The organism is Nocardia bhagyanarayanae, from assembly GCF_006716565.1.
Classification (GTDB): domain Bacteria; phylum Actinomycetota; class Actinomycetes; order Mycobacteriales; family Mycobacteriaceae; genus Nocardia; species Nocardia bhagyanarayanae.
In genome coordinates, this window is the sequence record NZ_VFPG01000001.1 from 2,183,163 (window position 1) to 2,207,813 (window position 24,651).

Below are 24,651 nucleotides of genomic sequence, written 5' to 3' on the forward strand. Positions count from 1 at the left end.
GCCCGCTTCGACCGAAGGTGAAGCCGCCGGTGCGGCTTCCGAGGCCGACGAAAGTGCCGCCGCCGAATCGCAAATCGAGATCGACGAGCTGGCTGCCGCCGACGCCGCCGCCGAGGCCGAGAGCGCTGCCACCGACGTGAACGCCCCCGCCGAGGGCCAGAGCACTGCGGGCGCCCCCGCTGAGGCCGAGACCGATTCGGCCGACTCCGCGTCCGAGCCGCCCGCGACCGCGAGCATCGCCGACGCGACCGCTACCGAAGCGGTCGCCGACGAGCCGCCCGCCGTCGCCAAGGACTCCGAAACCGCCGCGCCCACCTCGCGCGTCACCACCACGCCCCGCCCCACGGAACCCGACTTCGAGGCGGGCCCCGATGTCGAGACCATCGTGCACGTTCTGCGGCACGGCGAGGTGCACAACCCGAAGGGCATCCTCTACGGCCGCCTGCCCGGCTTCAGCCTGTCCGTCGCCGGTCGGGCGCAGGCGGGCGCGGTCGCCCGGGCGCTGTCCGATCACGACATCGCCGTGGTCATCGCCTCCCCGCTGCAGCGCGCGCAGGAGACCGCCGCGCCGATCGCCGAGCAGCACGGTGTGCTCGTGCGCACCGACGAGAACCTCATCGAGGCGGGCAACACCTTCGAGGGCCTGCGCGTGTCCGTCGGCGACGGCGCGCTGCGCAAGCCGCGGCACTGGTGGAAGCTGCGCGACCCGTTCACCCCGTCCTGGGGCGAGCCGTATCTGCAGATCGCCCACCGCATGCTGGCGGCGGTGAACAAGGCCCGGGTGGAGGCGGCCGGGCGCGAGGCGGTGCTCGTCTCGCACCAGCTGCCGGTCTGGACGCTGCGCCGGTTCCTGCAGGGCCAGCGGCTCTGGCACGACCCGCGCACCAGGCAGTGCTCGCTCGCCTCGCTGACTTCGCTGGTCTACCAGGGCGACACGCTGGTCGACATCGTCTACTCCGAGCCCGCGGGCGGTTCGGATCCCACGGTGCACGGCGCATGATCCGCTCCACCGCGTCACTCGCGACAACCCGGCCTGCCTCCGCTCGGAAGGCGGCCGGGCGGGTCGTGCCGGTGCTCCTCGCGTGCGTGGCCTTGGTCGCCGCGCTCGCCGGCTGCTCGACCGGATCGGACGCGGTGGCCACCGGCGGCACCTTCCAATTCGTCTCGCCGGGCGGTAAGACCGACATCTACTACAACCCGCCCGCCGCGCGCGGCACCATCGGCGAGCTGTCCGGTCCGGATCTGATGACCGAGGGCAAGACCGTCTCGGTCGCCGACTTCCCCGGCAAGGTCGTCGTCATCAACCTGTGGGGCCAGTGGTGCGGGCCGTGCCGGGCGGAGGCGCCCGCGCTGGAGCAGGTCTACGAGGCCTACAAGGACAAGGGCGTCGCCTTCCTCGGCATCAACGTCCGGGATCCGCAGCGGGACAAGGCGCAGGACTTCGTCACCGACAACAAGGTCGGCTACCCGTCCATCTACGACCCGTCCATGCGGACCCTGCTCGCGCTCGGCGGCAACTTCCCGACCAGCGTCATCCCGACCACCCTCGTCCTGGACCGTCAGCACCGCGTCGCGGCCGTCTATCTGCGGTCGCTGATCGCGGACGACCTGCGGCCGATCGTCGATTCGCTCGCCGGGGAGGCCCAGCAGTGACGCGGTGTGTGACCTCGCGGTGCGTGCGGTGATGGTGCTCGCGAGCGTGGGAGATTCGTTCCAGCAGACGGCGGCGACCGGGCCGCTGCTGCTGGCGCTCGGCGCGTGCCTGCTCGCCGGGCTGGTGTCGTTCGCGTCGCCGTGCGTCGTTCCGCTGGTGCCCGGCTACCTGTCGTACCTAGCCGGTTTGGTCGGCGCCGAGGCCCCGCCCGCGACCGCCGAGTCCGCGAAGAGCCGGTCGGCGGTCGCGGTGGCCCAGCGCGGCGCGAAGCTGCGTGTCGCCGGTGCGGCCGGACTGTTCGTCGCCGGGTTCACCGTGGTCTTCGTGCTCGCGACGGCCACCGTGTTCGGCGTGATCCAGACGCTCAACGTGAATCGTGAACTGCTGCAACGCGTCGGCGGCGTGGTCACGATCCTGATGGGTCTGGTGTTCGTCGGTCTGGTGCCCGCACTGCAGCGCGATACCAGGATGGAGCCGCGCCGCCTGACGAGCATCGTCGGCGCGCCGCTGCTCGGTGGCGTCTTCGCGCTCGGCTGGACGCCGTGTCTCGGACCGACCCTGTCGGGCGTGATGGCGGTGTCCGCGGGCACCGAGGGCACCACCGCGGTGCGCGGCGTCGCGCTCATCGTCGCGTACTGCCTCGGGCTCGGTCTGCCGTTCGTGATCCTTGCCTTCGGCTCGGCGGGCGCCCTGCGCGGCGTCGGCTGGCTGCGCCGCAATTCGCGAACCATCCAGATCGTCGGGGGCATCCTGCTCGTGGCAGTCGGCGTCGCGCTGGTCACCGGGGCGTGGGATCAGTTCGTGGCCTGGGTGCGCGACGCGTTCGTCTCCGAGGTGACCCTGCCGATATGACCGTGGCCGACCATCCCGTGACCGAATCCGCGTCGCCGCGCCCGCCCCGCCAGTCACTGCCGGGTCGCGCCTGGGCGCTGGTGCGCAACACCTGGCGCGGCCTGACCAGTATGCGCACCGCGCTGGTCCTGCTGTTCCTGCTGGCCTTGGCCGCGATCCCGGGCGCGCTGCTGCCGCAGCGGAACCTGAACGAGCAGAAGGTCAGGGAGTACATCGCCGACCGTCCGACGCTCGGTCCGTGGATGGACCGGTTCGAGCTGTTCGACGTGTTCTCCAGCTTCTGGTTCACGGCTGTCTACGTGCTGCTGTTCGTCTCGCTGGTCGGCTGCATCCTGCCGCGCACCTTCGATCACTACAAGGCGCTGCGCACCCCGCCGGTCCGCGCGCCGCGCAACCTCGCGCGGTTGCCGCACAACTACTCGGGCGAGTCGACGAGCAGCCCCGAGGCGCTGATCGAGCACGCGCGTGGCCAGTTGCGCGGCTGGCGCACGGAGGTGCGGCCGGGCAACCGCGAGGGCGAGCTCACGCTCTCCGGCGAGAAGGGCTACACCCGCGAGTTCGGCAACCTGGTGTTCCACTTGGCGCTGGTCTGCCTGTTGGTGGCCATCGCGGTCGGCAAGCTGTTCGGTTACGAGGGCACCGTCATCGTGATCGCCAACAACGGTCCCGGCTTCTGCACCACCTCGCCCGCGGTGTTCGACTCCTTCCGCGCGGGCAACGTCAACGACGGCACCGGCATGACGCCGATCTGCGTGCGCGTCAAGGACTTCCAGGCCGACTACCTGCGCACCGGTCAGGCCGAGATGTTCACCTCGAACATCAGCTACCAGGCCGGATCGGATCTGACGAGCGACACTTGGCGCGACGCAACCCTCCGGGTCAACCACCCGCTTCGCGTCGAAGGCGACCGTCTCTACCTGCAAGGCCACGGCTACGCGCCGACCTTCACGGTCACTTTCCCGGACGGCCAGACCAGGACCGAGACCATCCAGTGGCGGCCCGACGACGCGCAGACCTTCCTGTCCAGCGGCGTGCTGCGGATCGACCCGCCCGGCGGCTTGTACGCCACCGACGAGGAGCGCCGCAAGAACCAGATCGCCATCGAGGGCCTGTTCGCGCCGACCGCCATGTTCCACGGCAGCCTGCTGACCTCGGTGTTCCCGAGCATGGACGACCCGGCCGTCGCGGTGGACATCTACCGCGGCGACACCGGCCTCGACACCGGACGCTCGCAGGATCTGTTCTCGCTGGACCAGGAGATGGTGCGGCAGGGACGGCTGGCCAAGGAGGCGAGGGTCAACCTGCGCCCGGGCGAATCGACGACGCTGCCCAACGGCACCAAGGTGACCTTCGACGGCGCGCACGAATTCGTGAACCTGCAGGTCTCGCACGACCCGGCGCAGCAGTGGGTGCTGGTGAGCGCGCTGGCCATGATGGCGGGCTTGCTGGTGTCGCTGCTGGTGAAGCGGCGGCGGATCTGGGTGCGGGTGTACCCGGCCGAGGAACCTGCCGGTACCGTTGACAAACGACGCACTGTAGTAGAGATGGGCGGGCTCGCCAGAACCGATCAGGCAGGCTGGGGCGGCGAATTCGACCGGCTCCGCGCGCGCCTGCTGGAGGCTGCGGGCGACGACGTGAAGACCGACCGCGCACGCACGGGAGAGTGAACATGCCGATCGACGAGACCCTCGCCGGGTACAGCAACCTCGCCTTCAAATCGGCGTTCGTCATCTACGTACTCGCGCTCGGCCTGCTGATCGCGCAGTACGCGTCGGTGCAGACGCGGAAGTCCGAGGCACGCGAGCTCGTCACCGCCGGCGGCGGCGCGGCGCCCGGCGTGCCGGGCAAGGTGGCCCCGCCGCCGCGCCGCTCGCGCGCCGAACAGTTCGGCAACATGGCGTTCGCCGTGCTGCTGGTCGGCATCTTCTCGCACCTGGCCTCGATCGTGTTGCGCGGCTTCGCAACCCACCGCTTCCCGCTCGGCAACATGTACGAGTTCATCACCATGGCGTGCGCGGCGGCGCTGATCGTCGGGCTCGGTTTCCTGTACGAGCAGAAGTTCCGCGCCATGTGGGTGTTCCTGCTCGCGCCGGTGCTCGTCCTGATGTTCCTCGCCGGGCAGGTGCTCTACGCCGACGCCGCTCCGGTGGTGCCCGCGCTGAAGTCGTTCTGGCTGCCCATCCACGTCACCGTGGTGAGTGTCGGCAGCGGCATCTTCCTGCTCTCCGGCGTCGCGAGCCTGCTCTTCCTGTACCGGATCCGCCAGCCCGAGGGCCAGGAGTCCGACAACCTCCTCGGCAAGATCGCCCGCAGGCTGCCCGACGCCCGCGCCCTCGACCGCCTCGCCTACAAGACCACCATCATCGGCTTCCCGCTTTTCGGCGCGGGCGTCATCCTCGGCGCCGTCTGGGCCGAAGCCGCCTGGGGCCGTTTCTGGGGCTGGGACCCCAAGGAAACCTGCTCCTTCATCGCCTGGGTCCTCTACGCCGCCTACCTGCACGCCCGCGCCACCTCCGGTTGGCGCGACACCAAAGCGGCCTGGATCAACGTCGCGGGCTTCGTCGCGATGCTGTTCAACCTCTTCATCATCAACATCGTGATCTCGGGTCTGCACTCGTACGCCGGATTGAACTGACCGGAATCGCATAGCGCTCGTCGGAAGGCGGGCGCTGTCGGCGTGCTCTCAGGGCGACCGAAACGCCGGAATCGGCGTGGTCTCGGGGGTAGGGAATCCGGATTCGCGCGGGCTGCTGGGCGACTTCGGAACGTGTGGATGGACTCGGGACGCGCTGAGCTTCGGTGTCTGCTCGTCTGGCGGTTGTCCCCGCTGGACCAGCGGAGATGCGGGATATTGCGGCGGTCGCCGTATATCGCGACAGCGGCGGTGACGGAATGTGCCCGGAAATTGCCCGGCATCCATGCCGAATCCCAAAAACCTTGTCTCCCAATCGGTTCCCGATTGTTCACTATCTCACAAGAGTTGCTTCGCCGATCTTGCAGCGGCTACCAATAGTGCGTTCACATCGCACGACACGACGTTCGATTCGTCCACGTGGGGGGTGGGTCGGGGGTTGGGAGGGAGAAATGATTTCAATGTTCCACAGCGCTGCAATGCGGGTCGGTCGGAAGGCGCTCATCGGTGCGCTGCCGCTGGTCGTGGCGACCACGTTCGCGGGGGCGGGGGCCGCGTCGGCCGACAATCACGCCGATCAGCAGGCGCGGTTGGCCGCGGCGATCTCGACGTCGGGCACGGCGGGCGAGCTCGGTTACCGCACCACCGTGGCGCCGGATCTGAGCACGGTCTCGGCCACGCTGGAGGCGGGCACGTTCCAGCTCGGTGAGTCCTCGATCAAGGTCGTGGACAAGGCGGGCGCGGCGGTCAGCGAGCTTCCGCTCGAGCTGGCCACGCCGTCCGGCACCAAGATCGAGCTGGACGCCGCGGTGTCCGAGGACGGCCACACGCTGTCGGTGCAGACCCCCGAGGTCTCGGCCGCGACGGGCGCCGAGCTGAAGGACATCGCGACCAACCCGCACGCGCAGTACCCGGACCCGGTCCAGAACGGTGCGGCCGCGGGCGCGGGCGTCGGCGCTGTCCTCGCCCTGATCACCTGCATTCCGACCCTGGCGATCTTCGTCGTCGGCTACGCGCTGTGCGCGGTGGTCGGCGTGGTGACCACCGGCGTCATGGGCGCCATCATCGGCGCGCTCGTCGGCACGGCCATGCCCGACGTCATCCCGCAGGTCCTGCCCTGACAACCAGCGGCTGACCCGCTGAACCGAAATCCGAGAAGGGCACTGCGGCGGACACGATCCGCCCCAGTGCCTTTCTTCTTGCGTCCAGTCGGGGAGCCGGTGCTCGGAAGCGGTCCGGAACCGGGCGCTGCCGTGTGCGAGACTGCGGATATGGCGAGGCTTCGGGTTGCGGTGTTGGCGTCGGGTAGGGGATCGAATTTGCGTGCGCTGCATCAGGCTTCGCTGGAGGGGGATGCGCGGTTCGCGGTGAGTCTGGTGATCGGGAACAACAGTGGGGCCGGGGCGTTGGCGTATGCGCGGGAGGTCGGAATTCCGGCGGTGCACATGTCGGGGCGGACGCATCCGGATCCGGACGAATTGGATGAGGCGATGCGGGCGGCGCTCGTCGCGCACGGTACGGGGCTGGTCGTGACGGCGGGCTATATGAAGAAGCTCGGGCCTTCGACGCGGGGGGAGTTCGATTCGCGCATCATCAACGTCCATCCGGCGCTGCTGCCGCGGCACGGTGGAAAAGGTATGTACGGCACGGCGGTTCACGAGGCCGTCCTCGCCGCGGGCGACCAGGTGTCCGGCGCGACGGTGCACTTCGTGACCGAGGAGTACGACGCGGGCGCGATCATCGCGCGGAGTGAAGTGCCGGTGCTGGCCGACGATACGGTCGAGTCGCTTGCCGAGCGGGTCTTGGCCGCCGAACACCTGCTGCTTCCGACGGTCGTGCAGATCATCGCGACCCGCGACGCCGCTCCCGCCGAACTCTGACTCGATTCTGCCCGCGCCGAGAGAACCTGCCTCGCCCCGCTCCGCTGTGGCAGGATCGGCCGGGTGAGTGGGGAGAACGCCTTGGGGGCGGAGCATTCTTGGCCCGATCGGTGGCGATGGGACGCGAAGCGCGAGCGAGATTACCGGCGCCGCGGCTGGGCGGGCGTGCGGGTGGAGGACATCGAGCACGACGGCCTGCGGGAATCCGGGCTGTTTCTGGCGATGAGCAAGCCGCGCAAAGTGTTCGGCGTCCTAGCGGCGGTTCTCGGCATGCTGCTGTTGGCGGCCACCGGAGCGAACGCGGTGTCCGCGGTCGTCGAACGCACCTGGTTCGGACTGGGCGCCTTGGTAGTCGTCGGCCCGCTCGGCGTGGTGGCGTTGCTGTCGGCGTATCTGAATCTGCGTGGACGTCGCGACGTCGTACCCGGACTTCTCCTCACGCCGACCCGGATCCTCTTTCGCGACAACGCGGGCGAGGTCTTCGCGATCCCGTGGCGGGACGTCGCGGGCATCGAGGCGCGAATACTGAAACAGGGCGGAAGCAGCTACTTGAACCTCATCGCGATCGAAGCGCACCCGACCGCTGAGGTCTGGGAGTCCGTCAACCCCGCTCTCCGGCGGCTGGCGCGCAAACGCGACGATCGCGCCCTCTTGAAGGTGCAGGACAAAGCCCTGCTGATGAACCCGCTGATCGCCTACCACCTGCTGCGGCACTATCTGGCGAATCCCGAGCAGCGTCGCGATATCTGCCGCGCCGCACCGGTCGATCAGCACTGATATCGGGGCGCGCCACTACCGCCCCCGTGCACGAGTCCGTTCAGCGCTCGGTGGTGCCGTCGCTGTCGGGATGCTCCTGCCGCGAGATCCGCCACAGGAATTCGGGATCGTCGTCGGGTCCGAGAATCCGCTTGCGCTGGGGTGAACGTGGATTCCGTTCACTCTCACGCACGGGGCCGAACGCCTTCCAGCACAACACCGCGACAGCCACTATGGCGATGAGTGCCAACAGGTACGTCACGTTCGCTCACCTCCTGCTATCGAGGGTAGCCGTGCGCGACGTCCGAGCACACAGTGGAGACGAAATAGACCGACATGACCGGGCGCGGGCATCGCGCCCGCGCCTCGGTCGGTCGTTCAGCGGGTGGGGGTTGCTTCCGTGGTCAGCGACTTCAGCAACTGGAGCACCTCGGATTCCCGGAAGCGGCGGTGTCCGCCCGGGGTGCGCAGCGAGCCGAGGCGCCCGGCGTGGGCCCAGCGGGTGACGGTCTTCGGGTCGACGTGGAACAGGGCAGCCACTTGGCCGGGTGTCAGCAGAGTGTCCTGGCCGCCGACGGTGATCGCAGTCATAGCAAACCTCTCCGTTCTCGACAGTTCCCTCATCAGATGAGCGCCATCGTTGCACCCCGACCCCTAGGTACGCGAACCACCTACAGTTGGTAAAGGCGAAGTAATGGACAAAACGGATCGTCGTCCGACCTCGGGAACGGGTGTGGGCCGAGGGCGGGCAACAGCTTCGCATACGCTGGTCCACGTGAGCGACTCCACTCGTCCGGACGGTGCATCGTCCCAGTCCACCGCGCGTCCCGGCCGCAGACTGGCCGTGAACCTGGCGCTGTACACCCTGGCCAGGCTGGCGTTGGTCGCGGCGATCACCGCGCTGATCTGGCTGGCCGCGCGCCTGATCTCGGTGGAGATCCCGATCATCGTCGCCGCGCTGTTCGCCCTGATCATCGCGATGCCGTTGTCGCTGACGCTGTTCAAGAAGCTGCGCGCCAAGGTCAACGAGGACATCGCGGTGGTCGACGAGAAGCGCCGCAGGGACAAGGCGCAGTTGCGCGCGCGCCTACGGGGTGAGGACGGGCCCGAGGCGGGCAAGTGAAGTACTGCGATCGCAGCACCCCGCGCGACTGGGTCGACAACGCGGTGCGGCTGATCGACGCGGACGCCCAGCGCTCGGCCGACACGCATCTGCTGCGCTATCCGCTTCCGGTCGAGTGGAACATCCAGCTCTACCTCAAGGACGAGTCCACCCACATCACCGGCAGCCTCAAGCACCGCCTGGCCCGCTCGCTGTTCCTCTACGCGATCTGCAACGGCTGGGTTACCGAGGGGACGACGGTGGTGGAAGCGTCCTCCGGTTCGACCGCGGTGAGCGAGGCCTATTTCGCCAAGCTGCTCGGGCTGGATTTCGTCGCGGTGATGCCCGCGAGCACGTCGCCGCAGAAGATCGCGCTGATCGAAGCACAAGGTGGCCGTTGCCATTTCGTCCAGCGGCCGCCGGACATGTACACCGAGGCGGCGCGCCTGGCCGCCGAATGCGGCGGCCACTACATGGACCAGTTCACCCACGCCGAGCGCGCCACCGATTGGCGCGGCAACAACAACATCGCCGAATCCATCTTCGAGCAGATGATCCTGGAGACGCACCCCGTGCCGGAGTGGATCGTCGCGGGCGCGGGCACCGGCGGCACCAGCGCCACCATCGGCCGCTACATCCGTTATCGCAGGCACGCCACCAAGCTCGCCGTTGTCGATCCGGAGAACTCCGCCTTCTACGGCGGTTACGAGACCGGCGACGCCGGCTATCAGACGGGCATGCCCTCGCGGATCGAGGGCATCGGCCGCCCTCGGGTGGAGCCCTCGTTCGTCGGGCAGGTCGTGGACCGGATGATCGAGGTCCCCGACGTCGCCTCCATCGCCGCCATGCGGCATGCCAGCCGGGTGCTCGGCCGCCGCGTCGGCGGGTCGACCGGCACCAACCTGTGGGGCGTGTTCCACCTGATCGCGGAGATGCTCGCGGCGGGACGCAGCGGAAGCGTGGTCACCCTGCTCTGCGACGGCGGGGACCGTTACGCCGGAACGTATTTCGACGACGAGTGGGTCTCCGCGCAGGGCATGAGCCTGTCCGAGCCCACCGCTGTCCTCGACGAATTCCACGCCACCGGCATCTGGAACGGTTAGGTACCTTCTCCGGCCGCGCGCGGCGTCGGCGTTCCTTCCTTAGCGAAACATCGGTGCCGCATGTCGGCGATCGTCAATTTTTGTTGACATGCGCCGGTTGCGTCAATCAAAATTGACGGCATGACTGAGGCAACCACCCTGGCGGCCGCCGCGGGCAGTCCCGACCCGAAGGTCGGGCTGCGCGCCGTGCTCGCACTGCGTCGGCTGCTCGAACGGCTGGAGGCGATCCAGGTGACCAACGCCCGCGCGCAGGGCTGGTCCTGGCAGGCGATCGCCGACGCGCTCGAGGTCAGCAAGCAGGCGGTCCACCAGAAGTACAACCGGAAAGGCAGGGGCTGATGTTCGAACGGTTCAGCAGGGCGGCGCGGACGGCCGTGGTGATCGCGCAGGAAGACGCTCGCGAGCTGCGATCGCCGAGCATCGAGGTCGAGCACGTGCTGCTCGGTCTGCTCGCGCAGGGGGAACCCGAGCTGAAGGCGCTACTCGCCGAGGCCGGACTCACCCACGAGAGCGCGCTGAGCGCGTTGAACGCCAAGGGACGCGGCGAGCCGCTCGGCCCCGAGGACGCGGAGGCGCTGCGCTCGATCGGCATCGACCTGGACGCCGTCCGCGAATCACTGGAGGCGGGCTTCGGCGCGGACGCGCTGGACCGGCCGATCCCGGAGGAGCGGCGCGGATTCTTCGGACGCTCGCGGTGGAGCGGTAACCACATCCCGTTCACCAAGGACGCGAAGAAGGTGCTCGAGCTCTCGCTGCGAGAAGCCCTCGCCCGCAAGGACAAAAGCATCGAGTCGGGGCACGTGTTGCTCGGCATTCTGCGCGCGCCGAATCAGACGACGGTCGGATTGTTCGGCGGTTCCGGCCCGATTCAGGACCTGCGACCGAAGGTGCACGCGCTGCTCGACCGCGCCGCCTGACGCGTCGCGAAATACATTTCCCCCCAGCGGCGGCCGGTGCGCGCACTTAGCATGTGCGCATGCAGCTAGTGCTTCGCTTGATCATCAACGCGGTCGCCATCTGGTTGGCCGCCGCCTGGGTGAGCGGTATCGCCATCATCAGTCCCGACGACAACGGCACCGCCGGGAAGGTCGTCGTCGCGCTCATCATCGCGATCATCTTCACCGTGGTGAACGCGCTGGTGAAGCCCCTGGTGAAGCTGCTGTCGCTGCCGCTGATCATGCTCACCCTCGGCCTGTTCCTGCTGCTGATCAACGCCCTGATGCTCTGGCTCACCGCGGAGATCACCGAGCTCGCCGAGACCACCGATTTCGGCCTCCAGGTGAACGGGTTCTGGGCCGCGGTGCTCGGCGGCATCATCATCTCGCTGGTGAACTGGGTGCTCGGCGTGCTCGTCCCCGACAACGACTGATTCCGCTGCCCAAAGCGCTTCAGCCGTCTGCATCGACCGTTCGGGTGCGGGCAGTGGCGCTGAACAGCATCGTTATCCGACCAGTGGGTCGCCGGACAGCCCACGGGAAACCAGGATTCGTGCGGCTCTCCGGCCGTACGCTCAGCGAGCAGGCTGACACTTCGGCCACCGGCACTCGACTTCCTGAGGGATGCCCGGCCGCCGCACCCGTCGGACGCAAGTGCGTGCAATCGCGGTGCAAGGGCTGTGCAAGTGGGAGGCGACAGAGTTCGTGGCATGAATTCTTTCGCACCACATGCGGCGCTCGCTGTCGAGGCGGACGCTCTGGTCAAGGTGTTCGGGGAGCAGCGGGCCGTGGACGGAGTGAGCCTGGCGGTGCCGCAGGGCTCGGTGTACGGGGTGCTCGGGCCCAACGGGGCTGGCAAGACCACCACCATCCGGATGCTGTCGACGCTGCTGCGGCCGGACGGCGGGCAGGCCAGGATCTTCGGCCACGACGTGGTCGCCGAGCCGACCGCGGTCCGCTCGTTGCTCGGGCTCACCGGCCAATACGCCTCGGTCGACGAGGATTTGACCGCCACCGAGAACCTGATCGTCTTCTCTCGCCTGCTCGGCCTGAGCCGGGCCGCCTCCCGGCGTAAGGCGAGCGAACTGCTCGAGGAGTTCGACCTCACCGAGGCGGCGAACAAGCCGCTGAAGAACTTCTCCGGCGGTATGCGCCGCCGCCTCGACCTCGCGGCCAGCCTGATCGCCACCCCGCCGCTGCTGTTCCTCGACGAACCGACCACCGGCCTCGATCCGCGCACCCGCGCGCAGATGTGGGACACCATCCGCCGCCTGGTCCGCGAGGGCGCGACGGTGCTGCTGACCACCCAGTACCTGGACGAGGCCGATCAGCTGGCCGACCGGATCGCCGTGATCGACCGCGGCAAGGTGATCGCCGACGGCACCGCCGACGAACTCAAGGCCTCGGTCGGCGGCTCCTCGCTGCACCTGACACTGGTCGATCGCGACCAGCTCGCCGAAGCCCGCCGCATCGTCGGCGATTTCCTCGGCGTCGACGCCCAGATCACCCCGGAGGCGGGCCGTCTCACCGCGCCGCTTCCGGACGCGAGCGTCACCACCGACCTGCTGATCCGGCTGCGCGAATGGGATGTCGCGATCGATGAGATCACGGTGAGCAAGCCGAGCCTGGACGAGGTCTTTCTGACCATCACCGGCCACCCGGCCGACGACGACGAACGGAGCGCGGCATGACGACACTGACCGCACCACCGACCGCCACCGCGGCGGCCACTCGAATTCCTCAGGTGAACAACCGAATCGGCATCCGCCAGACGATGTCGACCTCGTTGACCATGGCCTACCGCGGCATCCTCAAGATCAAGCACAAGCCCGAGCAGCTGTTCGACGTGACGATCCAGCCGATCCTGTTCACGGCGCTGTTCACCTATATCTTCGGCGGCGCCATCGCGGGCAACGTGCACGACTATCTACCCATCCTGATTCCGGGCATCCTGGTGCAGACGGTGGTGCTCACCTCCGTGGTGACCGGCACCCAGTTGCGCGAGGACATGGACAAGGGCGTCTTCGATCGGTTCAAATCCCTTCCGATCGCCCGCGTCTCGGCGCTGGCCGGTGCGCTGATCGCCGACATGGTGCGCTACGGCATCGCCACCGTGCTCACCGTCGTCGTCGGCATCTGCCTGGGTTACCGTCCGGGCGGCGGTGCGCTCGGCGTGCTGGCCGCCGCCGTGGTCATCGTGCTGTGTTCGTTCGCGATCAGCTGGATCTGGGCGCTGGTCGGCGTCACCGGCAAGAGCGCGGCCTCTGTGCAGGGCATCTCGATGATGGTGATGTTCCCGCTGACCTTCATGTCCGGCGCGTTCGCCCTGGTGAGCACGATGCCGGGCTGGATGCAGGCGATCAATCACGCGAACCCGGTGTACTACATGGTCAACGCGTGCCGAGAGTTGATGAACGGCAACGTGTACGGCAGCAATCTGGCGTGGTCGCTGCTCGGCTCGTTGGTGGTGATCGCGATCTTCGCGCCGCTGACGGTCAAGGCGTACATGCGCAGGGCCTGATCGATGCCCGCGGGCCGGAATCTCGAAAGGGGTTCCGGCCCTTCACGCATCCAGCATTCCGCTGAACTCCCGCAGCAGCGCGATGATCCGTGCGGCTCCGATCCTGCGGCGCATCGCGGCGGCCGAGCGCAGGGCAGCGCTCATCCGCTCCGCGCCGACCCGCGGCCGGTGCAGCTCCAGGTGTCGTTCCACCACCATCGACGGATAGTCCTGCCGGGCGACGACCTTCGCGGAGAGCGCGAGCAGTTCCATGCCGAGGTCGGAGCCCGGATCGACCGCGAGGAGATACGAGCCGACGCCGCAGGCCACCGCGCCGATCTGCGGCAAGTCGTAGAACTGGGCGAGGCGGCCCGCCGCGCCCGCGGCCAATTCGGCGGCGAGCTCCGTCGCGGCATCGACACGTCCGTAGAGCACGTGCGCGCCGACCATGGCGCCGGCCAGCATCAGCCCGCCGGGCCCCGGCGTCAGGTCGTCCTCGGGCCAGCCAAGCAAGTCAAGCGACCGCCGGTAGTACCGGATGCCGGAATCGATATCGCCTTCGGCGAGAGCGAGTTCCGCGACGCCGGCCGCCACCGTGGCCAGCCGGTGATTGCGCCGGACGTTCGGATCGTCGAGCGGCGCGAGATAGGCCGGATCGTCGGAAGAGCCGAGCGCGAAGGACAATTCCGCGCGCGCCTGATCCACCCGGCCGATGCCGATCAGCGCGACCGCGAGATAGCTGCGAATCTCCACGATCTCCTCGTGGGCGCGCAGGGTGCGCAGCGCTTCGACGGCACGGCGGTAATAGTCCACCGACTCCGCGTAGCGTGCCCGCTGACCGCCGAGCTGGCCGAGGTGCTGGCAGACCATCGCCGTGCCCCACAGATCGTCGGGCTCGACGAGCCGCAGTGCGCCGAGCGCGTCGCGCGCCGAGCCGTGCACGTCGCCCGCGTTCTCCCTGATGTTCGCCCGCGCGATGAGTGCGGCCGCCCGTACGTCCCGATCCGGCGAGCGCGCGCCCTCGGCGAGCTTGCGCGCCACGCCCTTTCCCGAGACGTCCGCGACGAGCAGGCCGCCGAGGAGGCGCATCCCAGGATTCATGTCCACCGCGGTGCGCAGCAGCGCGCGGGCCCGCGCGCGCACCGAGGCCAGCGGGCGCAGGTCGGAGTTCAGGTAGACCATGTGCAGCCCGATCACCACGCACGTCAGCATCCGTAGATTCGCGACGACGCCGCGCGCGGGTCCTCGTTCGGGCGTGAGGCGCAACACGCGCGGCGCCCACGACGTCAACTCCAGGTGCGCGCCGCGAATCATCCACAGCATCGCGGCGACCGGGAACACTCGATAGACCGTCCCGAAATCGCCCCGGTCCAGCGCGTAGCGCAGCACGGCGGTGAGATTGTCCAGTTCGGCGGCGACCGACAGCACCGCGCCCACCTGATCGTCGGTGCGATAGCGCCGGGCCGAGGCCACCGCGTATTCGGACGCCCAGTGCGACATGCGCCGCATCACCAGCTCGCCCTCGTCGACGGCGGTCAGCTGTTCCTCGCCGAATTCGCGGACGGTTTCCAGCATGCGGTAGCGCGTGCCGTCCTCGTCCTCGAGCACGGTCAGCAGCGACTGGCCGACCAGGCCGTCCACCGCGACCGCCACGTCGCCCACGTCCGATCCACCCGCAACGACCTCGGCGGCGGCCAGCGTGAAACCGGCTGGGAACCGGCACATTCGGCGCAGCGTCGCCTGCTGCGGCGGGTCCAGCAGGTTCCAGCTCCAAGCGATCACCGCGTGCAGCGTGCGATGACGTTCCGGCGAGGAGCGGTCGCCGCCGCGTAGCAGCGCGAACCGGTGCTCGAGCCGCGACTCGATCTCCTCCACGCTCATGGTTCGAGCGCGGGCGGCGGCCAATTCGATGGCCAGCGGCAGGCCGTCGAGCATCGCGCACAGCCTGGCGACGGCGTCCGGATCCAGCCGAACCGACGGACGCACCGCGCGGGCCCGCGCGCAGAACAGGTCGGTGGCGGGCGAGCCCGCGGCGTCGATGGCCAAGGGTGCCAAGGGATAGACGCTCTCCGCGCTGATGGCCAGCGGCGCGCGGCTGGTGGTCAGCACCGTCAGCTGGTCGCAGCTGCCGATCAGGTCGGCGACGACCTCGGCAACGGCGTCGATGAGATGTTCGCAGTTGTCCAGGATCAGCAGCATCGGCCGGGCCGAGAGCGCGTCGCGCAGCGGCCGCCCGGTGTCGATTCGCCCGGGCCGCAACAGACCCGGATCGCGCACCACCTCGCCGATGCCGAGCGTCGTGCTGATCGCGGACTCGATATCGGTGCGCGCGTCGGCGACGGAGGTCGAGCGCACCGAGGCGAGTTCCACGAGCACCACGGGTTCGCGCCGCGCCACTCTGGCCCCGACTTCGTTGGCGACCCGGGTCTTTCCGGTGCCGCCCGGGCCGAGGACGGTGACCACCCGGGCGGCGTGTAGCAGCTCGACCAGTTCGTCGAGGTCGGCGTCCCTGCCCAGCAGTGCGTTCGGCGCGGCGCGCAAACCGATGGCCTCGCGCGGGGTGCGACTCGCGGCCGGACGGGCCGGCGAATTCGCGGCCGGACCTCCGAACGCAGTCGAGGCGGCAGCGCCGACGACCTCACCGCGCAGGATGGCGGTGTTCAACTCGACCAGCGGCCGGCCCGGGTCGGCGCCGAGCTGGTCGGCCAAGTGGACGCGGAACGCCGCAAAGGATTCCAGCGCCTCGTTCGTCCGATCGGCCCGAGCGAGCAGGCGCATGAGGTCCAGCTGGGCCCCTTCGTCGAGGGGGTCGGCGGCGCAGCGGCGGCGCGCGAGCTCCAGCGCGCCGCGAATGTCGCCGCTGGATTCGCGCGCCGTCAGTTCGACCGCGTCCAGTTCCGTAGCCAGCGCGCCCGCGGTCCGGCTCAGTTCCGTCGCGAGGTCGCCCGGGAGCAGATCCGCCGCGGGCTCGCCGCGCCACAGCGCTCGTGCCGTTCGCACGGAAGCCAGACACGCGGCGAAGTCCGCGGCCGCGAAATCGCGGCGGGCGCGGGCCAGCAATTCACCGGCGAGCGTCAGATCGACCTGGTCCGGTGCGAAGGTGAGGCGGTAGCCGGCGGGCCCCATCTCGAGCGCGCCGTCGGGCAGCGCCGAGCGCAGCCGGGAGACCTGGGTGTGCAGCGCGTTCATCGGCGAGCGCGGCGGCTGCTCGGCCCACACGTCCTCGATCAGTGCCGGTGCGCTGCGGCTGCGGCCCGGTCGCAGTGCGAGCGCGGTGAGCAACAGCCGAGAACGGGTGCCGGGTACGGGAGTGAGCCCGTCGTCGCGGCGCACGGCGACCTCGCCCAACAGGGCGACCACGACCGATGCGCCGGCGGGCGTAGCGGTGGGATTCGGGCCGTCGGGGCCGCGCCGATCTGGAGACATGCCGTGGTCATCGTATGCGGTCTGTCGGCAGGCCGGTCCCGGCAGCGCGCACTACTCTGTCCGCATGGCTGACTTCGAAGTGGTCCGGCGCATCGTCATCTCGGCCCCGCCCGCGCGTATCCACGCGCTCATCGACAACTTCCGGGAGTGGACGAAGTGGTCCCCGTGGGAGGACCTCGACCCGCAGCTACAGCGCAGCTACTCCGGTCCGGAATCCGGCGTCGGCGCGCACTACGCCTGGAGCGGCAACCGCAAGGCGGGCGCGGGCAGCATGGAACTGGTCGCCGACGACGAACGCGAGATCGGGGTCCGGCTCGAGTTCCTCAAGCCCTTCAAGGCGACCAACAACGTCGTCTTCGAGCTGAATCCCACCGAGAGCGGCGCCACCGAGGTGGTGTGGCGGATGAGCGGCCAGCAGCAGGGCCTGATGGCGCTGCTCGGCAAGGTGATCTCGATGGACCGGCTGGTCGGCAAGGACTTCGACAAGGGACTCACCCGGTTGAAGGCGGCGGCCGAAGCCTGAGCGGCCATGCGCGGGGCTGTCGACGGGCCGCGCCCGGCTGCGCCCACTAGGCGTACCTCCGCCTTCGCTCCGGCCATGCGCGGGGCTGTCGACGGGCTTCGCCCGGCTGCGCCCACTAGGCTGCTTTCATGGCTACAGCAGCGCAATGGATCGAGGGCGCACGGCCCCGCACCCTGCCGAACGCTATCGCTCCGGTCATCGCGGGCACCGGGGCGGCGGCCTCGCTCGACGCCGCGGTGTGGTGGAAAGCCGTTCTGGCGCTGCTGGTCTCGTTGGCGCTGATCATCGGCGTCAACTACGCCAACGATTACTCCGACGGCATCAGGGGAACCGACGACGAGCGCGTCGGCCCGCTGCGCTTGGTCGGGTCGAAGCTCGCCTCGCCCGCCGCGGTCAAGAACGCCGCGATCCTGAGCCTGGCGATCGGCGCCGTCCTCGGCCTCGTGCTCGTCGCGACGACGGCCTGGTGGCTGCTGCTGGTCGGCTTGGCCTGCCTGGCGGGCGCCTGGTTCTACACCGGCGGCAGCAAGCCCTACGGCTACAGCGGTTTCGGCGAGCTCGCGGTGTTCGTGTTCTTCGGGTTGGTCGCCGTGCTCGGCACCGAGTTCGTGCAGGCAGAGCGGGTCGACTGGGTCGGAGCGGCGCTCGCGGTCGCGGTCGGGTCGTTCTCCAGCGCGGTGCTGGTGGCCAACAACCTTCGCGACATCCCCACCGACACCGAGTCCGGAAAGACCACGCTCGCGGTCAAACTCGGCGATCCGCGCACCCGCACCCTGCATCTCGCGCTGCTCGCGGTGCCGTTCGTTGTCACCCTGCTGCTGGTGATCCGCACCCCGTTCGCCCTGGTCGGCCTGCTCGCCGTCCCGCTCGCGGTGCGCGCCAACGCGCCGGTGCGCTCGGGCGGCAACGGCCTGGAACTGATTCCGGCGCTGCGCGATTCCGGCCTCGCCCTGCTGGTCTGGTCGACGCTGACGGCGCTGGCGCTCGGCTTCGCCTGAACCGGAGGCGGCGAGTCGAAGGTCGGATAGGCCGCTGCGCCCGTCTCGCGCGCCTCGCGGAGATCGCTTGCTCCGCGAGGCGCGCGACGAGTCCGGGCGCACCTCAGTTCGTGGACTGGGCGACCAACAGCTGGCGAAGCTTCGCCCGATTGGGCTTCCCCGGTCCGTGCAGCGGCAGTTCGTCCAGCAACGCCAGCTCGCGCGGGGCGGCGATGGCGTCGAGTTCGCGGACGACGTGGTCGCGCAGTTCCTCGAGTGTCGGGGTGGCTCCGGCGGTGGGCACCACCGCGACCGCCACGCGCTGGCCGAGCCGCTCGTCGGGCAGGCCGAGCACCACGCACTCGCTGATAGCCGGATGGGTGACCAGCACGGCCTCCACGACCTGCGGAATGACCAGCAGCCCGCCCGTCATGATGGCCTCGTCCAGCCGTCCGGTGACGTGCAGGACGCCGGTCTCGAAAGTGCCCGCGTCCTCGGTGCGGAACCAACCGGGTTCGGCGAAGGCGGGATGGTCGGGCTGGCCGCGGTAGCCGCCGGCGATCATGGCGCCGCCGAGCAGGATGCGACCGTCTTCGATGCGCACCTCGGCGCCGTCCAGCGGCACGCCTTCGTAGACGCAGCCGCCGCAGGTCTCGCTCATGCCGTAGGTGCGAACGACGTTGATACCAGCCGCTTTCGCGCGCTCGTAGACCGGAAGCGGGGTGGCCGCGCCGCCCACGAGCACCGCGTCGAGTTCGGCGAGCGCCTCGGCCGCGCCCGGAGCGTCGAGCGCCTTGATGAGCTGGGTCGGCACCAGGGCGGTGTAGCGGCGCGGGCCGCGCATGCCCGCCACCGCGCCGGCCAGCGCCTCGGGCAGGAAGCCGCCGGAGACGTCCAGCACGGTGGGTTCGGTGCCCGCCAGGATGCTGCGCAAGAGCACCTGGATACCGGCGATGTGGTGGGTGGGCAGCGCGAGCAGCCAGGCTCCCGGGCCGCCGAGCCGGTCGTGGGTCGCGGTGCCGCTCGCGCGCAGGGCGGAGGCGCTGAGCATGGCGCCCTTGGGCACGCCCGTGGTGCCGGAGGTGGTGACCACCAGCGCCACGTCGTCGTCGATCGTCTCGCCGGGGGAGAGCGCGTCGCTGAGCCGACGGGCCTCCCTGCGGTCGCTGGTCGGGATGGGCAGCCACGCGGGACCGTTGCCCTCCAACGCTTCTCGCAGATGCGGCAGCACGTCGCCCAAGCCGGATCCGGTGGGCATCGGCAAAGTCCGCAAGGTGTTACTCACGACCGCACCTCGCCGTCGCTCGGTTCCATCACGACAGCGATCGTGTCATGCCCGCGCCGCCGCGCGCGGAACGGGTCGGTTTGCTGGGGCGGCGCGCGGGGAGTGCGGCCGCCCCGAAGGAATGGGGCTCGGATAGGCCAGACATCGAGACTGCGATTCACTCGTCGGACGGGACGCGGACGGCGATCGCCCGGGCATCGGCGGCCGGGGGGCCGTTGGAGGGTGTTGTCGGACGGAGTCCGCCCTCAGCCTGCGCATGGCCGGAGCGAATGCGGAGGTACGCCTATCGTCCTCGCCGGGACAGGGCTTGGCAACTCGGCATTCGGACCCCGGTCCGCTCGTCGCGCCGCGATCAGTCGTCCGACCAGCGGGAATCCCGGCGAATCGGATGTTCGGGCGGAATCTCCACGAGCACGATCGGCACGCCGTCCGGGTCCCGTATCCACATTTCGATCAGGCCCCACGGCTCCCGCTCGGGCGCTCGATCGATGGGGATTCCCTTCAGCGCGAGCTCGGCCGCGGCGTCGGAGGCATCGCGCACCTGCAACCAGATCGCGCCGGTGAAAGCCGTCGAAGTACCCGTCCCGCCGTGCCCCGCGACCTCGACCAGCGACTGTCCAGCGAAGAAAACGGTTCCACCTGGATATTCCCTGGCGATCGCGAGACCGAGTCCGTCGCGATAGAACTCGAGCGTCTTCGCGTAGTTCCCAGGCCGCAGAATCACCCGGCTGCTGAGGATCTCCATGTGGCCAGTCCCTTCGTCAGAAGTACCAGGGGTAGGGCGTCCAGTCCGGCTTGCGTTTCTCCAGGAACGCGTCGCGGCCTTCGACGGCTTCGTCGGTCATGTACGCCATGCGGGTGGCTTCGCCCGCGAACAGCTGCTGGCCGACCAGCCCGTCGTCGAGCAGGTTGAACGCGTACTTGAGCATGCGCTGGGCCTGCGGGGACTTGCCGTTGATGTCGGCGGTCCACTCCAGCGCGACGTCTTCCAGCTCGGCGTGGTCGACGACCTTGTTGACCGCGCCCATCTGGTGCATTTCCTCGGCGGTGTAGGGACGGCCGAGGAAGAAGATCTCGCGGGCGAACTTCTGGCCCACCATCTTGGCCAGGTAGGCGCTGCCGTAGCCGCCGTCGAAGCTGCCCACGTCGGCGTCGGTCTGCTTGAACCTGGCGTGCTCGCGGCTGGCCAGGGTCAGGTCGCAGACCACGTGCAGGCTGTGTCCTCCGCCCGCGGCCCAGCCGTTGACCAGGGCGATGACGACCTTGGGCATGAAGCGGATGAGGCGCTGCACCTCCAGGATGTGCAGCCTGCCCGCGCGCGCCTGGTCGACGGTGTCGGCGGTCTCGCCGCTGGCGTACTGGTAACCGCTGCGGCCGCGGATGCGCTGGTCGCCGCCGGAGCAGAAGGCCCAGCCGCCGTCCTTGGGGCTCGGGCCGTTGCCGGTGATCAGGACCGCGCCGACGTCGGAGGTCATCCGCGCGTGGTCGAGCACCCGGTAGAGCTCGTCGACGGTGTGCGGGCGAAACGCGTTGCGCACCTCGGGGCGATCGAACGCCACCCGCACCGTGCCCTGCTCGATATGGCGGTGGTAGGTGATGTCGGTCAGATTCTCGAATCCGGGGACCGGTCGCCACAGCTTGGGATTGAACGTCACGCTTGTGATTATTGCCCGCGGCGAAAGATCCGGGGCCAGCGACTTCCGCGCGTGGCGGCGCCGAGGACTTGACGGTGTAAAACTACGCGTTACCGTGCAGGTATGAGCGAGCGTGTGAAACCTGTTCCAGATAATGCCGCAGGCGCAGCCGAATCGGGTGCGCAGCGTTCCAACGGGACGGCGATCCGCCCGCGCATCGATCGCAGCGCGGTGGACGAGAACCGGTACGAGAAACACGGCGGTTTCCCGAAGGTGTCCCGCGCGCGGATCGGCTCGAATTTCGGGCCTTTCGTGGACGCCATGCGGACGTTGCAAGATCTGGCGGTCTCCGTCGACGCGCCGGACGAGGTGTTCGGCGAGGCGCTGGCCAAGGCGCGGGAACTCGCCGAGCTGCTCGAGCCGTATCGCGCACCGGAATTGCAGGGTCCGGCCGGGCGCGCGGTGGAGCTGCCCGGCCGCGGCAGCCTGTTGCTGCTGCCCTGGCAGGTGGTCTCGGCCGGGCCGGACGGCATCACCATGACGGGCGAGTTCCGCCGATTCCATCTCGGCGGCAACGGCGCCGCGCACGGTGGCGTGCTTCCGCTGCTGTTCGACGACCTGCTCGGCATGATCGTGCACTACGCGGGCAGGCCGATCAGCCGCACGGCCTACCTACACGTCAACTACCGCAAGGTAACTCCGCTGGAGCGGACGCTGACAGTGTGCGGACGCGTCGACCGCATCGAGGGCCGCAAGACCTTCATCACCGCCGAATTACGCGATGAGCAGGGCGATTTGCTCGCCGATTGTGAAGGACTGATGGTGCAGTTGCTGCCGTGGCAGCCGTGAGCGGAAGTAGCTAATGTGACCGCGCGCACCAGTGCGTATAGTGGCGTGCGCTCGTTCATCGACATCTATTTCGGAGGAACCTGAAAGTGGTTGCAGCACTGTCTGAATCCCTGCTCGACGACGCGAAGCGCTCGGCCTTCCTTGCCGATGCCAAGGAGGTTCTGGACGCCGAGGTGTCGGATAAGGGCGGCGCGTCGGGCCTGGCGGTCAAGGGTGGCTACGCGGCGGTGAAGAAGATCAGCCCGTCCATCGTCCCGGACGCGCTGGAATCGTTGGCCCCCAAGCTGGTCGAGCAGCTGGAGCCGTTCTGGCAGGAGTACAAGGCTTCGGGTTCGGGTCAGTTCGCCGACCTGCTCGTCGCCAAGTCCGACGAGGTCGCCGAGGCGTTGCTCCAGGTGACCGACGCCCGCGCCGAGGCCTCCTCGCGCCCCGCGCTGCAGAAGGTGTACTCCTCGATGCGCTCCTCGGCCAAGAAGAACGTCATCGAAGCCCTGCCGCGCCTCGGCGACCTGGTGCAGCGCCACGCGAACTGATCGCGCCCAGCGAGCGCACGCCGAGTTCCGGACAACCGAACTCGGCGTGCGGCCTCGTTCGCCGCACAGCGCCGCCGTGCTTCAGCGCAGCGCACCGAATGCCCGAGCGGCGAGCACGGCGCGCACTCGAACCCGACCGCTCGATCCCGCCCTCCCAGCCACCTCGAGGGCGAGTCTTACGAGCCCGTTCGCGGCCGTCTCGCTTCCGAGCGGTCGAAGCGCATGCGACGCAGTCGCGAGTCTCGACCGCTCGGAAGCGAGACATAAAGGCCGCGAACACGCGCGCGCCAGCGCGCCAACAAACACTGTGACCAGGGTGACGGAGACGGCGGGGAGACTGTCTGAGAGGCTGGTGACGTGAACCCGTCTACCGCTCAGGCTCGAGTAGTCGTCGACGAACTCGTGCGCGGAGGTGTCCGCGATGTGGTGCTGTGCCCCGGCTCGCGGAACGCTCCGCTGGCCTTCGCGCTGCAAGCCGCCGACGCGGCCGGTCGGTTGCGGCTGCACATGCGCATCGATGAGCGGACCGCGGGCTTTCTCGCCATCGGCTTGGCGATCGCGGGCGGCAATCCGGTCCCGGTGGTGATGACCTCCGGCACGGCCGTAGCGAATCTCGGCCCCGCGGTCCTGGAAGCCAACTACGCGCGGGTTCCATTGATCGTGTTGAGCGCCAATCGGCCCTACGAGATGCTCGGAACCGGCGCCAATCAGACCGTCGAGCAGCTGGGCCTGTTCGGTAGCCAGGTACGCGCCACCATCAGTCTCGGGCTGGCCGAGGACGAGCCGAGCGGCAACGGCAGCGGCCCGTACGGCCAGCAGAACAGCGTGTGGCGTTCGGCGGTGTGCCGGGTGCTCGCCGCGGCCCGCGGCACGCGTTCGGGCAACGCGGGTCCCGTCCACTTCGACATTCCGCTGCGCGAGCCGCTGGTGCCGGATCCGGCCGCTGGCGCGAGTCCGGAGGGGCGCGCGGGCGATCGGCCCTGGACCGCGACGCAGTACGCGACGCTGGACGTGCCGCTCGACATCGATCTGAGCCTGGACACCGTGGTGATCTCCGGGCACGGCGCGGGCCTGCGTCCCGAGTTGGCCGAGCTGCCGACCGTCGCGGAGCCGACCGCCCCCATGCACGGCCCCGCGCTGCATCCGCTGGCCCTACCGCTGCTGAAGCCGAAGCAGGCCATCATCACCGGGCGGCCGACCCTGCACCGGCAGGTGTCCAAGGTGCTCGCCGACCCGTCCGTCACGGTCTTCGCGCTGACCACCGGTCCGCGCTGGCCCGATGTGTCCGGCAACGTGGTCGGAACCGGAACCCGCGCGATCACGACCGGAGCGCCGCGCGCGGAATGGCTCGCGCACTGCCGCGCGCTGAACGCCAACGCCCAGCAGGTGGTGCGCGACGCGCTGGCAAAGCACCCTAAGCCGACCGGCCTGCACGTGGCGGCGGTCGTGATGGACGCGCTGCACGAGGGCGATCAACTACTGCTGGGCGCGTCCAATCCGGTGCGCGACGCGGCGCTCGTCTCCCATCCGCGGCCCGGCATCAAGGTGCTGTCGAACCGCGGTGTCGCGGGCATCGACGGAACGGTGTCGTCGGCGGTCGGCGCCGCCTTGGCACACGGAGGCCGCACCGTCGCGCTGATCGGCGATCTGACCTTCTTGCACGACGCGTCCGGGCTGTTGATCGGGCCGGGCGAACCGCGGCCCGCCGACCTGACGATCGTGGTCGCCAACGACGACGGCGGCGGCATCTTCGAGCTGCTCGAACAGGGCGACCCGCAGTACGCGGGCGTGTTCGAGCGCGTCTTCGGCACACCGCACGGCATGGATCTGGCCGCGCTGTGCGCCGCCTACCGCGTCCCGCACCGGCAGGTCGATACCGAGCAGCTCGCGGCCGAGTTGGCCGAGCACGCGCACGGATTGCGGGTGCTGGAAGTCGCAACGGAACGTTCCAGCCTGCGCGAGCTGCACGCGACCGTGCGGGCCAACATCGCGCCCTGAGGCCGCCGCCGG

Annotated in this window: 26 protein-coding genes; 20 read left to right on the forward strand and 6 right to left on the reverse strand. The window is 69.4% G+C overall.

The features are described from left to right. Positions 1-382: 382 nt before the first annotated feature. From FB390_RS09225 to FB390_RS09260, 8 genes are all read left to right on the forward strand, one after another. Positions 383-1,000 (forward strand): histidine phosphatase family protein, encoded by a 618-nt coding sequence (locus tag FB390_RS09225; RefSeq protein WP_067792212.1) that lies wholly within the window; start codon positions 383-385, stop codon positions 998-1,000. After that, entirely contained in the window at positions 997-1,653 is a 657-nt protein-coding gene (locus FB390_RS09230) for a TlpA disulfide reductase family protein (protein WP_141808591.1), read from the forward strand. Before FB390_RS09225 ends, FB390_RS09230 begins: the two co-directional genes overlap by 4 nt. A 31-nt stretch (positions 1,654-1,684) precedes the next feature. After that, on the forward strand, positions 1,685-2,506 hold the full coding sequence (locus FB390_RS09235; protein ID WP_141811640.1) for a cytochrome c biogenesis CcdA family protein: 822 nt from the start codon (positions 1,685-1,687) through the stop codon (positions 2,504-2,506). Next, positions 2,503-4,173 carry a cytochrome c biogenesis protein ResB gene (gene resB, locus FB390_RS09240; protein ID WP_141808592.1) on the forward strand — a complete coding sequence of 557 codons (1,671 nt, stop codon included), beginning with the start codon at positions 2,503-2,505 and terminating at the stop codon, positions 4,171-4,173. The genes FB390_RS09235 and resB overlap by 4 nt, the downstream gene beginning before the upstream one ends. A 2-nt stretch (positions 4,174-4,175) precedes the next feature. Continuing rightward, positions 4,176-5,141: a c-type cytochrome biogenesis protein CcsB gene (ccsB, locus tag FB390_RS09245; RefSeq protein WP_141808593.1), complete on the forward strand. Its 966-nt coding sequence runs from the start codon at positions 4,176-4,178 to the stop codon at positions 5,139-5,141. 476 nt (positions 5,142-5,617) lie between these two features. After that, complete coding sequence (locus tag FB390_RS09250; protein ID WP_141808594.1) at positions 5,618-6,259, forward strand: DUF8020 domain-containing protein; 642 nt, start codon at positions 5,618-5,620, stop codon at positions 6,257-6,259. Positions 6,260-6,409: 150 nt separating this feature from the next. Next, positions 6,410-7,018, forward strand: a complete 609-nt coding sequence (gene purN, locus FB390_RS09255) for a phosphoribosylglycinamide formyltransferase (protein ID WP_141808595.1) — start codon at positions 6,410-6,412, stop codon at positions 7,016-7,018. Between the two features lie 63 nt (positions 7,019-7,081). Further along, positions 7,082-7,795, forward strand: coding sequence for a hypothetical protein (locus tag FB390_RS09260; protein ID WP_141808596.1), 714 nt, complete (start codon positions 7,082-7,084; stop codon positions 7,793-7,795). Between the two features lie 40 nt (positions 7,796-7,835). Here FB390_RS09260 and FB390_RS09265 read toward each other — a convergent pair whose 3' ends face one another. Next, positions 7,836-8,036: a hypothetical protein gene (locus tag FB390_RS09265; protein WP_141808597.1), complete on the reverse strand. Its 201-nt coding sequence runs from the start codon at positions 8,034-8,036 to the stop codon at positions 7,836-7,838. Positions 8,037-8,152: 116 nt separating this feature from the next. Then, positions 8,153-8,365, reverse strand: a complete 213-nt coding sequence (locus FB390_RS09270; protein WP_067792165.1) for a BldC family transcriptional regulator — start codon at positions 8,363-8,365, stop codon at positions 8,153-8,155. A 184-nt stretch (positions 8,366-8,549) separates the two neighbouring features. Between FB390_RS09270 and FB390_RS09275 the strand changes: the two genes are divergently transcribed. The 7 genes from FB390_RS09275 to FB390_RS09305 all read left to right on the forward strand — a co-directional run bounded on the left by FB390_RS09275 (position 8,550) and on the right by FB390_RS09305 (position 13,435). Next, positions 8,550-8,897 (forward strand): DUF4229 domain-containing protein, encoded by a 348-nt coding sequence (locus FB390_RS09275; RefSeq protein WP_246123935.1) that lies wholly within the window; start codon positions 8,550-8,552, stop codon positions 8,895-8,897. After that, positions 8,894-9,979, forward strand: coding sequence for an L-cysteine desulfhydrase Cds1 (cds1, locus tag FB390_RS09280; RefSeq protein WP_141808599.1), 1,086 nt, complete (start codon positions 8,894-8,896; stop codon positions 9,977-9,979). The genes FB390_RS09275 and cds1 overlap by 4 nt, the downstream gene beginning before the upstream one ends. Positions 9,980-10,099: 120 nt before the next feature. Beyond that, positions 10,100-10,318: a hypothetical protein gene (locus FB390_RS09285; RefSeq protein WP_067792172.1), complete on the forward strand. Its 219-nt coding sequence runs from the start codon at positions 10,100-10,102 to the stop codon at positions 10,316-10,318. Then, positions 10,318-10,896: a Clp protease N-terminal domain-containing protein gene (locus FB390_RS09290; protein ID WP_141808600.1), complete on the forward strand. Its 579-nt coding sequence runs from the start codon at positions 10,318-10,320 to the stop codon at positions 10,894-10,896. The genes FB390_RS09285 and FB390_RS09290 overlap by 1 nt, the downstream gene beginning before the upstream one ends. A gap of 59 nt (positions 10,897-10,955) precedes the next feature. Beyond that, positions 10,956-11,348: a phage holin family protein gene (locus FB390_RS09295; protein ID WP_141808601.1), complete on the forward strand. Its 393-nt coding sequence runs from the start codon at positions 10,956-10,958 to the stop codon at positions 11,346-11,348. Between the two features lie 276 nt (positions 11,349-11,624). Continuing rightward, positions 11,625-12,605, forward strand: a complete 981-nt coding sequence (locus FB390_RS09300; RefSeq protein WP_141808602.1) for an ATP-binding cassette domain-containing protein — start codon at positions 11,625-11,627, stop codon at positions 12,603-12,605. After that, complete coding sequence (locus FB390_RS09305; RefSeq protein WP_141808603.1) at positions 12,602-13,435, forward strand: ABC transporter permease; 834 nt, start codon at positions 12,602-12,604, stop codon at positions 13,433-13,435. The genes FB390_RS09300 and FB390_RS09305 overlap by 4 nt, the downstream gene beginning before the upstream one ends. A gap of 42 nt (positions 13,436-13,477) precedes the next feature. On the opposite strand, the gene FB390_RS09310 is transcribed toward FB390_RS09305, so the two are convergent. Continuing rightward, positions 13,478-16,840: an AfsR/SARP family transcriptional regulator gene (locus FB390_RS09310; protein WP_141808604.1), complete on the reverse strand. Its 3,363-nt coding sequence runs from the start codon at positions 16,838-16,840 to the stop codon at positions 13,478-13,480. Between the two features lie 64 nt (positions 16,841-16,904). Between FB390_RS09310 and FB390_RS09315 the strand changes: the two genes are divergently transcribed. Both FB390_RS09315 and FB390_RS09320 read left to right on the forward strand, forming a co-directional pair. Further along, positions 16,905-17,363 carry an SRPBCC family protein gene (locus FB390_RS09315; RefSeq protein WP_141808605.1) on the forward strand — a complete coding sequence of 153 codons (459 nt, stop codon included), beginning with the start codon at positions 16,905-16,907 and terminating at the stop codon, positions 17,361-17,363. A 128-nt stretch (positions 17,364-17,491) separates the two neighbouring features. Further along, positions 17,492-18,361 carry a 1,4-dihydroxy-2-naphthoate polyprenyltransferase gene (locus FB390_RS09320; RefSeq protein WP_097245212.1) on the forward strand — a complete coding sequence of 290 codons (870 nt, stop codon included), beginning with the start codon at positions 17,492-17,494 and terminating at the stop codon, positions 18,359-18,361. A 103-nt stretch (positions 18,362-18,464) separates the two neighbouring features. Here FB390_RS09320 and menE read toward each other — a convergent pair whose 3' ends face one another. The 3 genes from menE to FB390_RS09335 all read right to left on the reverse strand — a co-directional run bounded on the left by menE (position 18,465) and on the right by FB390_RS09335 (position 21,280). Next, positions 18,465-19,598 carry an o-succinylbenzoate--CoA ligase gene (menE, locus tag FB390_RS09325; RefSeq protein WP_141811641.1) on the reverse strand — a complete coding sequence of 378 codons (1,134 nt, stop codon included), beginning with the start codon at positions 19,596-19,598 and terminating at the stop codon, positions 18,465-18,467. Positions 19,599-19,977: 379 nt separating this feature from the next. Next, on the reverse strand, positions 19,978-20,370 hold the full coding sequence (locus FB390_RS09330; protein WP_141808606.1) for a VOC family protein: 393 nt from the start codon (positions 20,368-20,370) through the stop codon (positions 19,978-19,980). Between the two features lie 16 nt (positions 20,371-20,386). After that, entirely contained in the window at positions 20,387-21,280 is an 894-nt protein-coding gene (locus FB390_RS09335; RefSeq protein WP_141808607.1) for a 1,4-dihydroxy-2-naphthoyl-CoA synthase, read from the reverse strand. 102 nt (positions 21,281-21,382) lie between these two features. Between FB390_RS09335 and FB390_RS09340 the strand changes: the two genes are divergently transcribed. The 3 genes from FB390_RS09340 to menD all read left to right on the forward strand — a co-directional run bounded on the left by FB390_RS09340 (position 21,383) and on the right by menD (position 24,639). After that, entirely contained in the window at positions 21,383-22,108 is a 726-nt protein-coding gene (locus tag FB390_RS09340; RefSeq protein ID WP_141808608.1) for a PaaI family thioesterase, read from the forward strand. Positions 22,109-22,194: 86 nt separating this feature from the next. Then, entirely contained in the window at positions 22,195-22,641 is a 447-nt protein-coding gene (locus FB390_RS09345) for a DUF6918 family protein (RefSeq protein WP_141808609.1), read from the forward strand. 357 nt (positions 22,642-22,998) lie between these two features. Then, entirely contained in the window at positions 22,999-24,639 is a 1,641-nt protein-coding gene (gene menD / locus FB390_RS09350) for a 2-succinyl-5-enolpyruvyl-6-hydroxy-3-cyclohexene-1-carboxylic-acid synthase (protein WP_141808610.1), read from the forward strand. The last annotated feature ends 12 nt before the right edge of the window (positions 24,640-24,651 follow it).

Bases quoted from the DNA above. Each gene is read 5' to 3' on its own strand.
- FB390_RS09230 (WP_141808591.1), top strand. From the start codon at position 997: ATGATCCGCTCCACCGCGTCACTCGCGACAACCCGGCCTGCCTCCGCT.
- FB390_RS09235 (WP_141811640.1), top strand. From the start codon at position 1,685: ATGGTGCTCGCGAGCGTGGGAGATTCGTTCCAGCAGACGGCGGCGACC.
- resB (WP_141808592.1), top strand. From the start codon at position 2,503: ATGACCGTGGCCGACCATCCCGTGACCGAATCCGCGTCGCCGCGCCCG.
- ccsB (WP_141808593.1), top strand. From the start codon at position 4,176: ATGCCGATCGACGAGACCCTCGCCGGGTACAGCAACCTCGCCTTCAAA.
- FB390_RS09250 (WP_141808594.1), top strand. From the start codon at position 5,618: ATGCGGGTCGGTCGGAAGGCGCTCATCGGTGCGCTGCCGCTGGTCGTG.
- purN (WP_141808595.1), top strand. From the start codon at position 6,410: ATGGCGAGGCTTCGGGTTGCGGTGTTGGCGTCGGGTAGGGGATCGAAT.
- FB390_RS09270 (WP_067792165.1), bottom strand. From the start codon at position 8,365: ATGACTGCGATCACCGTCGGCGGCCAGGACACTCTGCTGACACCCGGC.
- FB390_RS09285 (WP_067792172.1), top strand. From the start codon at position 10,100: ATGACTGAGGCAACCACCCTGGCGGCCGCCGCGGGCAGTCCCGACCCG.
- FB390_RS09290 (WP_141808600.1), top strand. From the start codon at position 10,318: ATGTTCGAACGGTTCAGCAGGGCGGCGCGGACGGCCGTGGTGATCGCG.
- FB390_RS09295 (WP_141808601.1), top strand. From the start codon at position 10,956: ATGCAGCTAGTGCTTCGCTTGATCATCAACGCGGTCGCCATCTGGTTG.
- FB390_RS09300 (WP_141808602.1), top strand. From the start codon at position 11,625: ATGAATTCTTTCGCACCACATGCGGCGCTCGCTGTCGAGGCGGACGCT.
- FB390_RS09305 (WP_141808603.1), top strand. From the start codon at position 12,602: ATGACGACACTGACCGCACCACCGACCGCCACCGCGGCGGCCACTCGA.
- FB390_RS09310 (WP_141808604.1), bottom strand. From the start codon at position 16,840: ATGTCTCCAGATCGGCGCGGCCCCGACGGCCCGAATCCCACCGCTACG.
- FB390_RS09315 (WP_141808605.1), top strand. From the start codon at position 16,905: ATGGCTGACTTCGAAGTGGTCCGGCGCATCGTCATCTCGGCCCCGCCC.
- FB390_RS09320 (WP_097245212.1), top strand. From the start codon at position 17,492: ATGGCTACAGCAGCGCAATGGATCGAGGGCGCACGGCCCCGCACCCTG.
- menE (WP_141811641.1), bottom strand. From the start codon at position 19,598: ATGCCCACCGGATCCGGCTTGGGCGACGTGCTGCCGCATCTGCGAGAA.
- FB390_RS09330 (WP_141808606.1), bottom strand. From the start codon at position 20,370: ATGGAGATCCTCAGCAGCCGGGTGATTCTGCGGCCTGGGAACTACGCG.
- FB390_RS09340 (WP_141808608.1), top strand. From the start codon at position 21,383: ATGAGCGAGCGTGTGAAACCTGTTCCAGATAATGCCGCAGGCGCAGCC.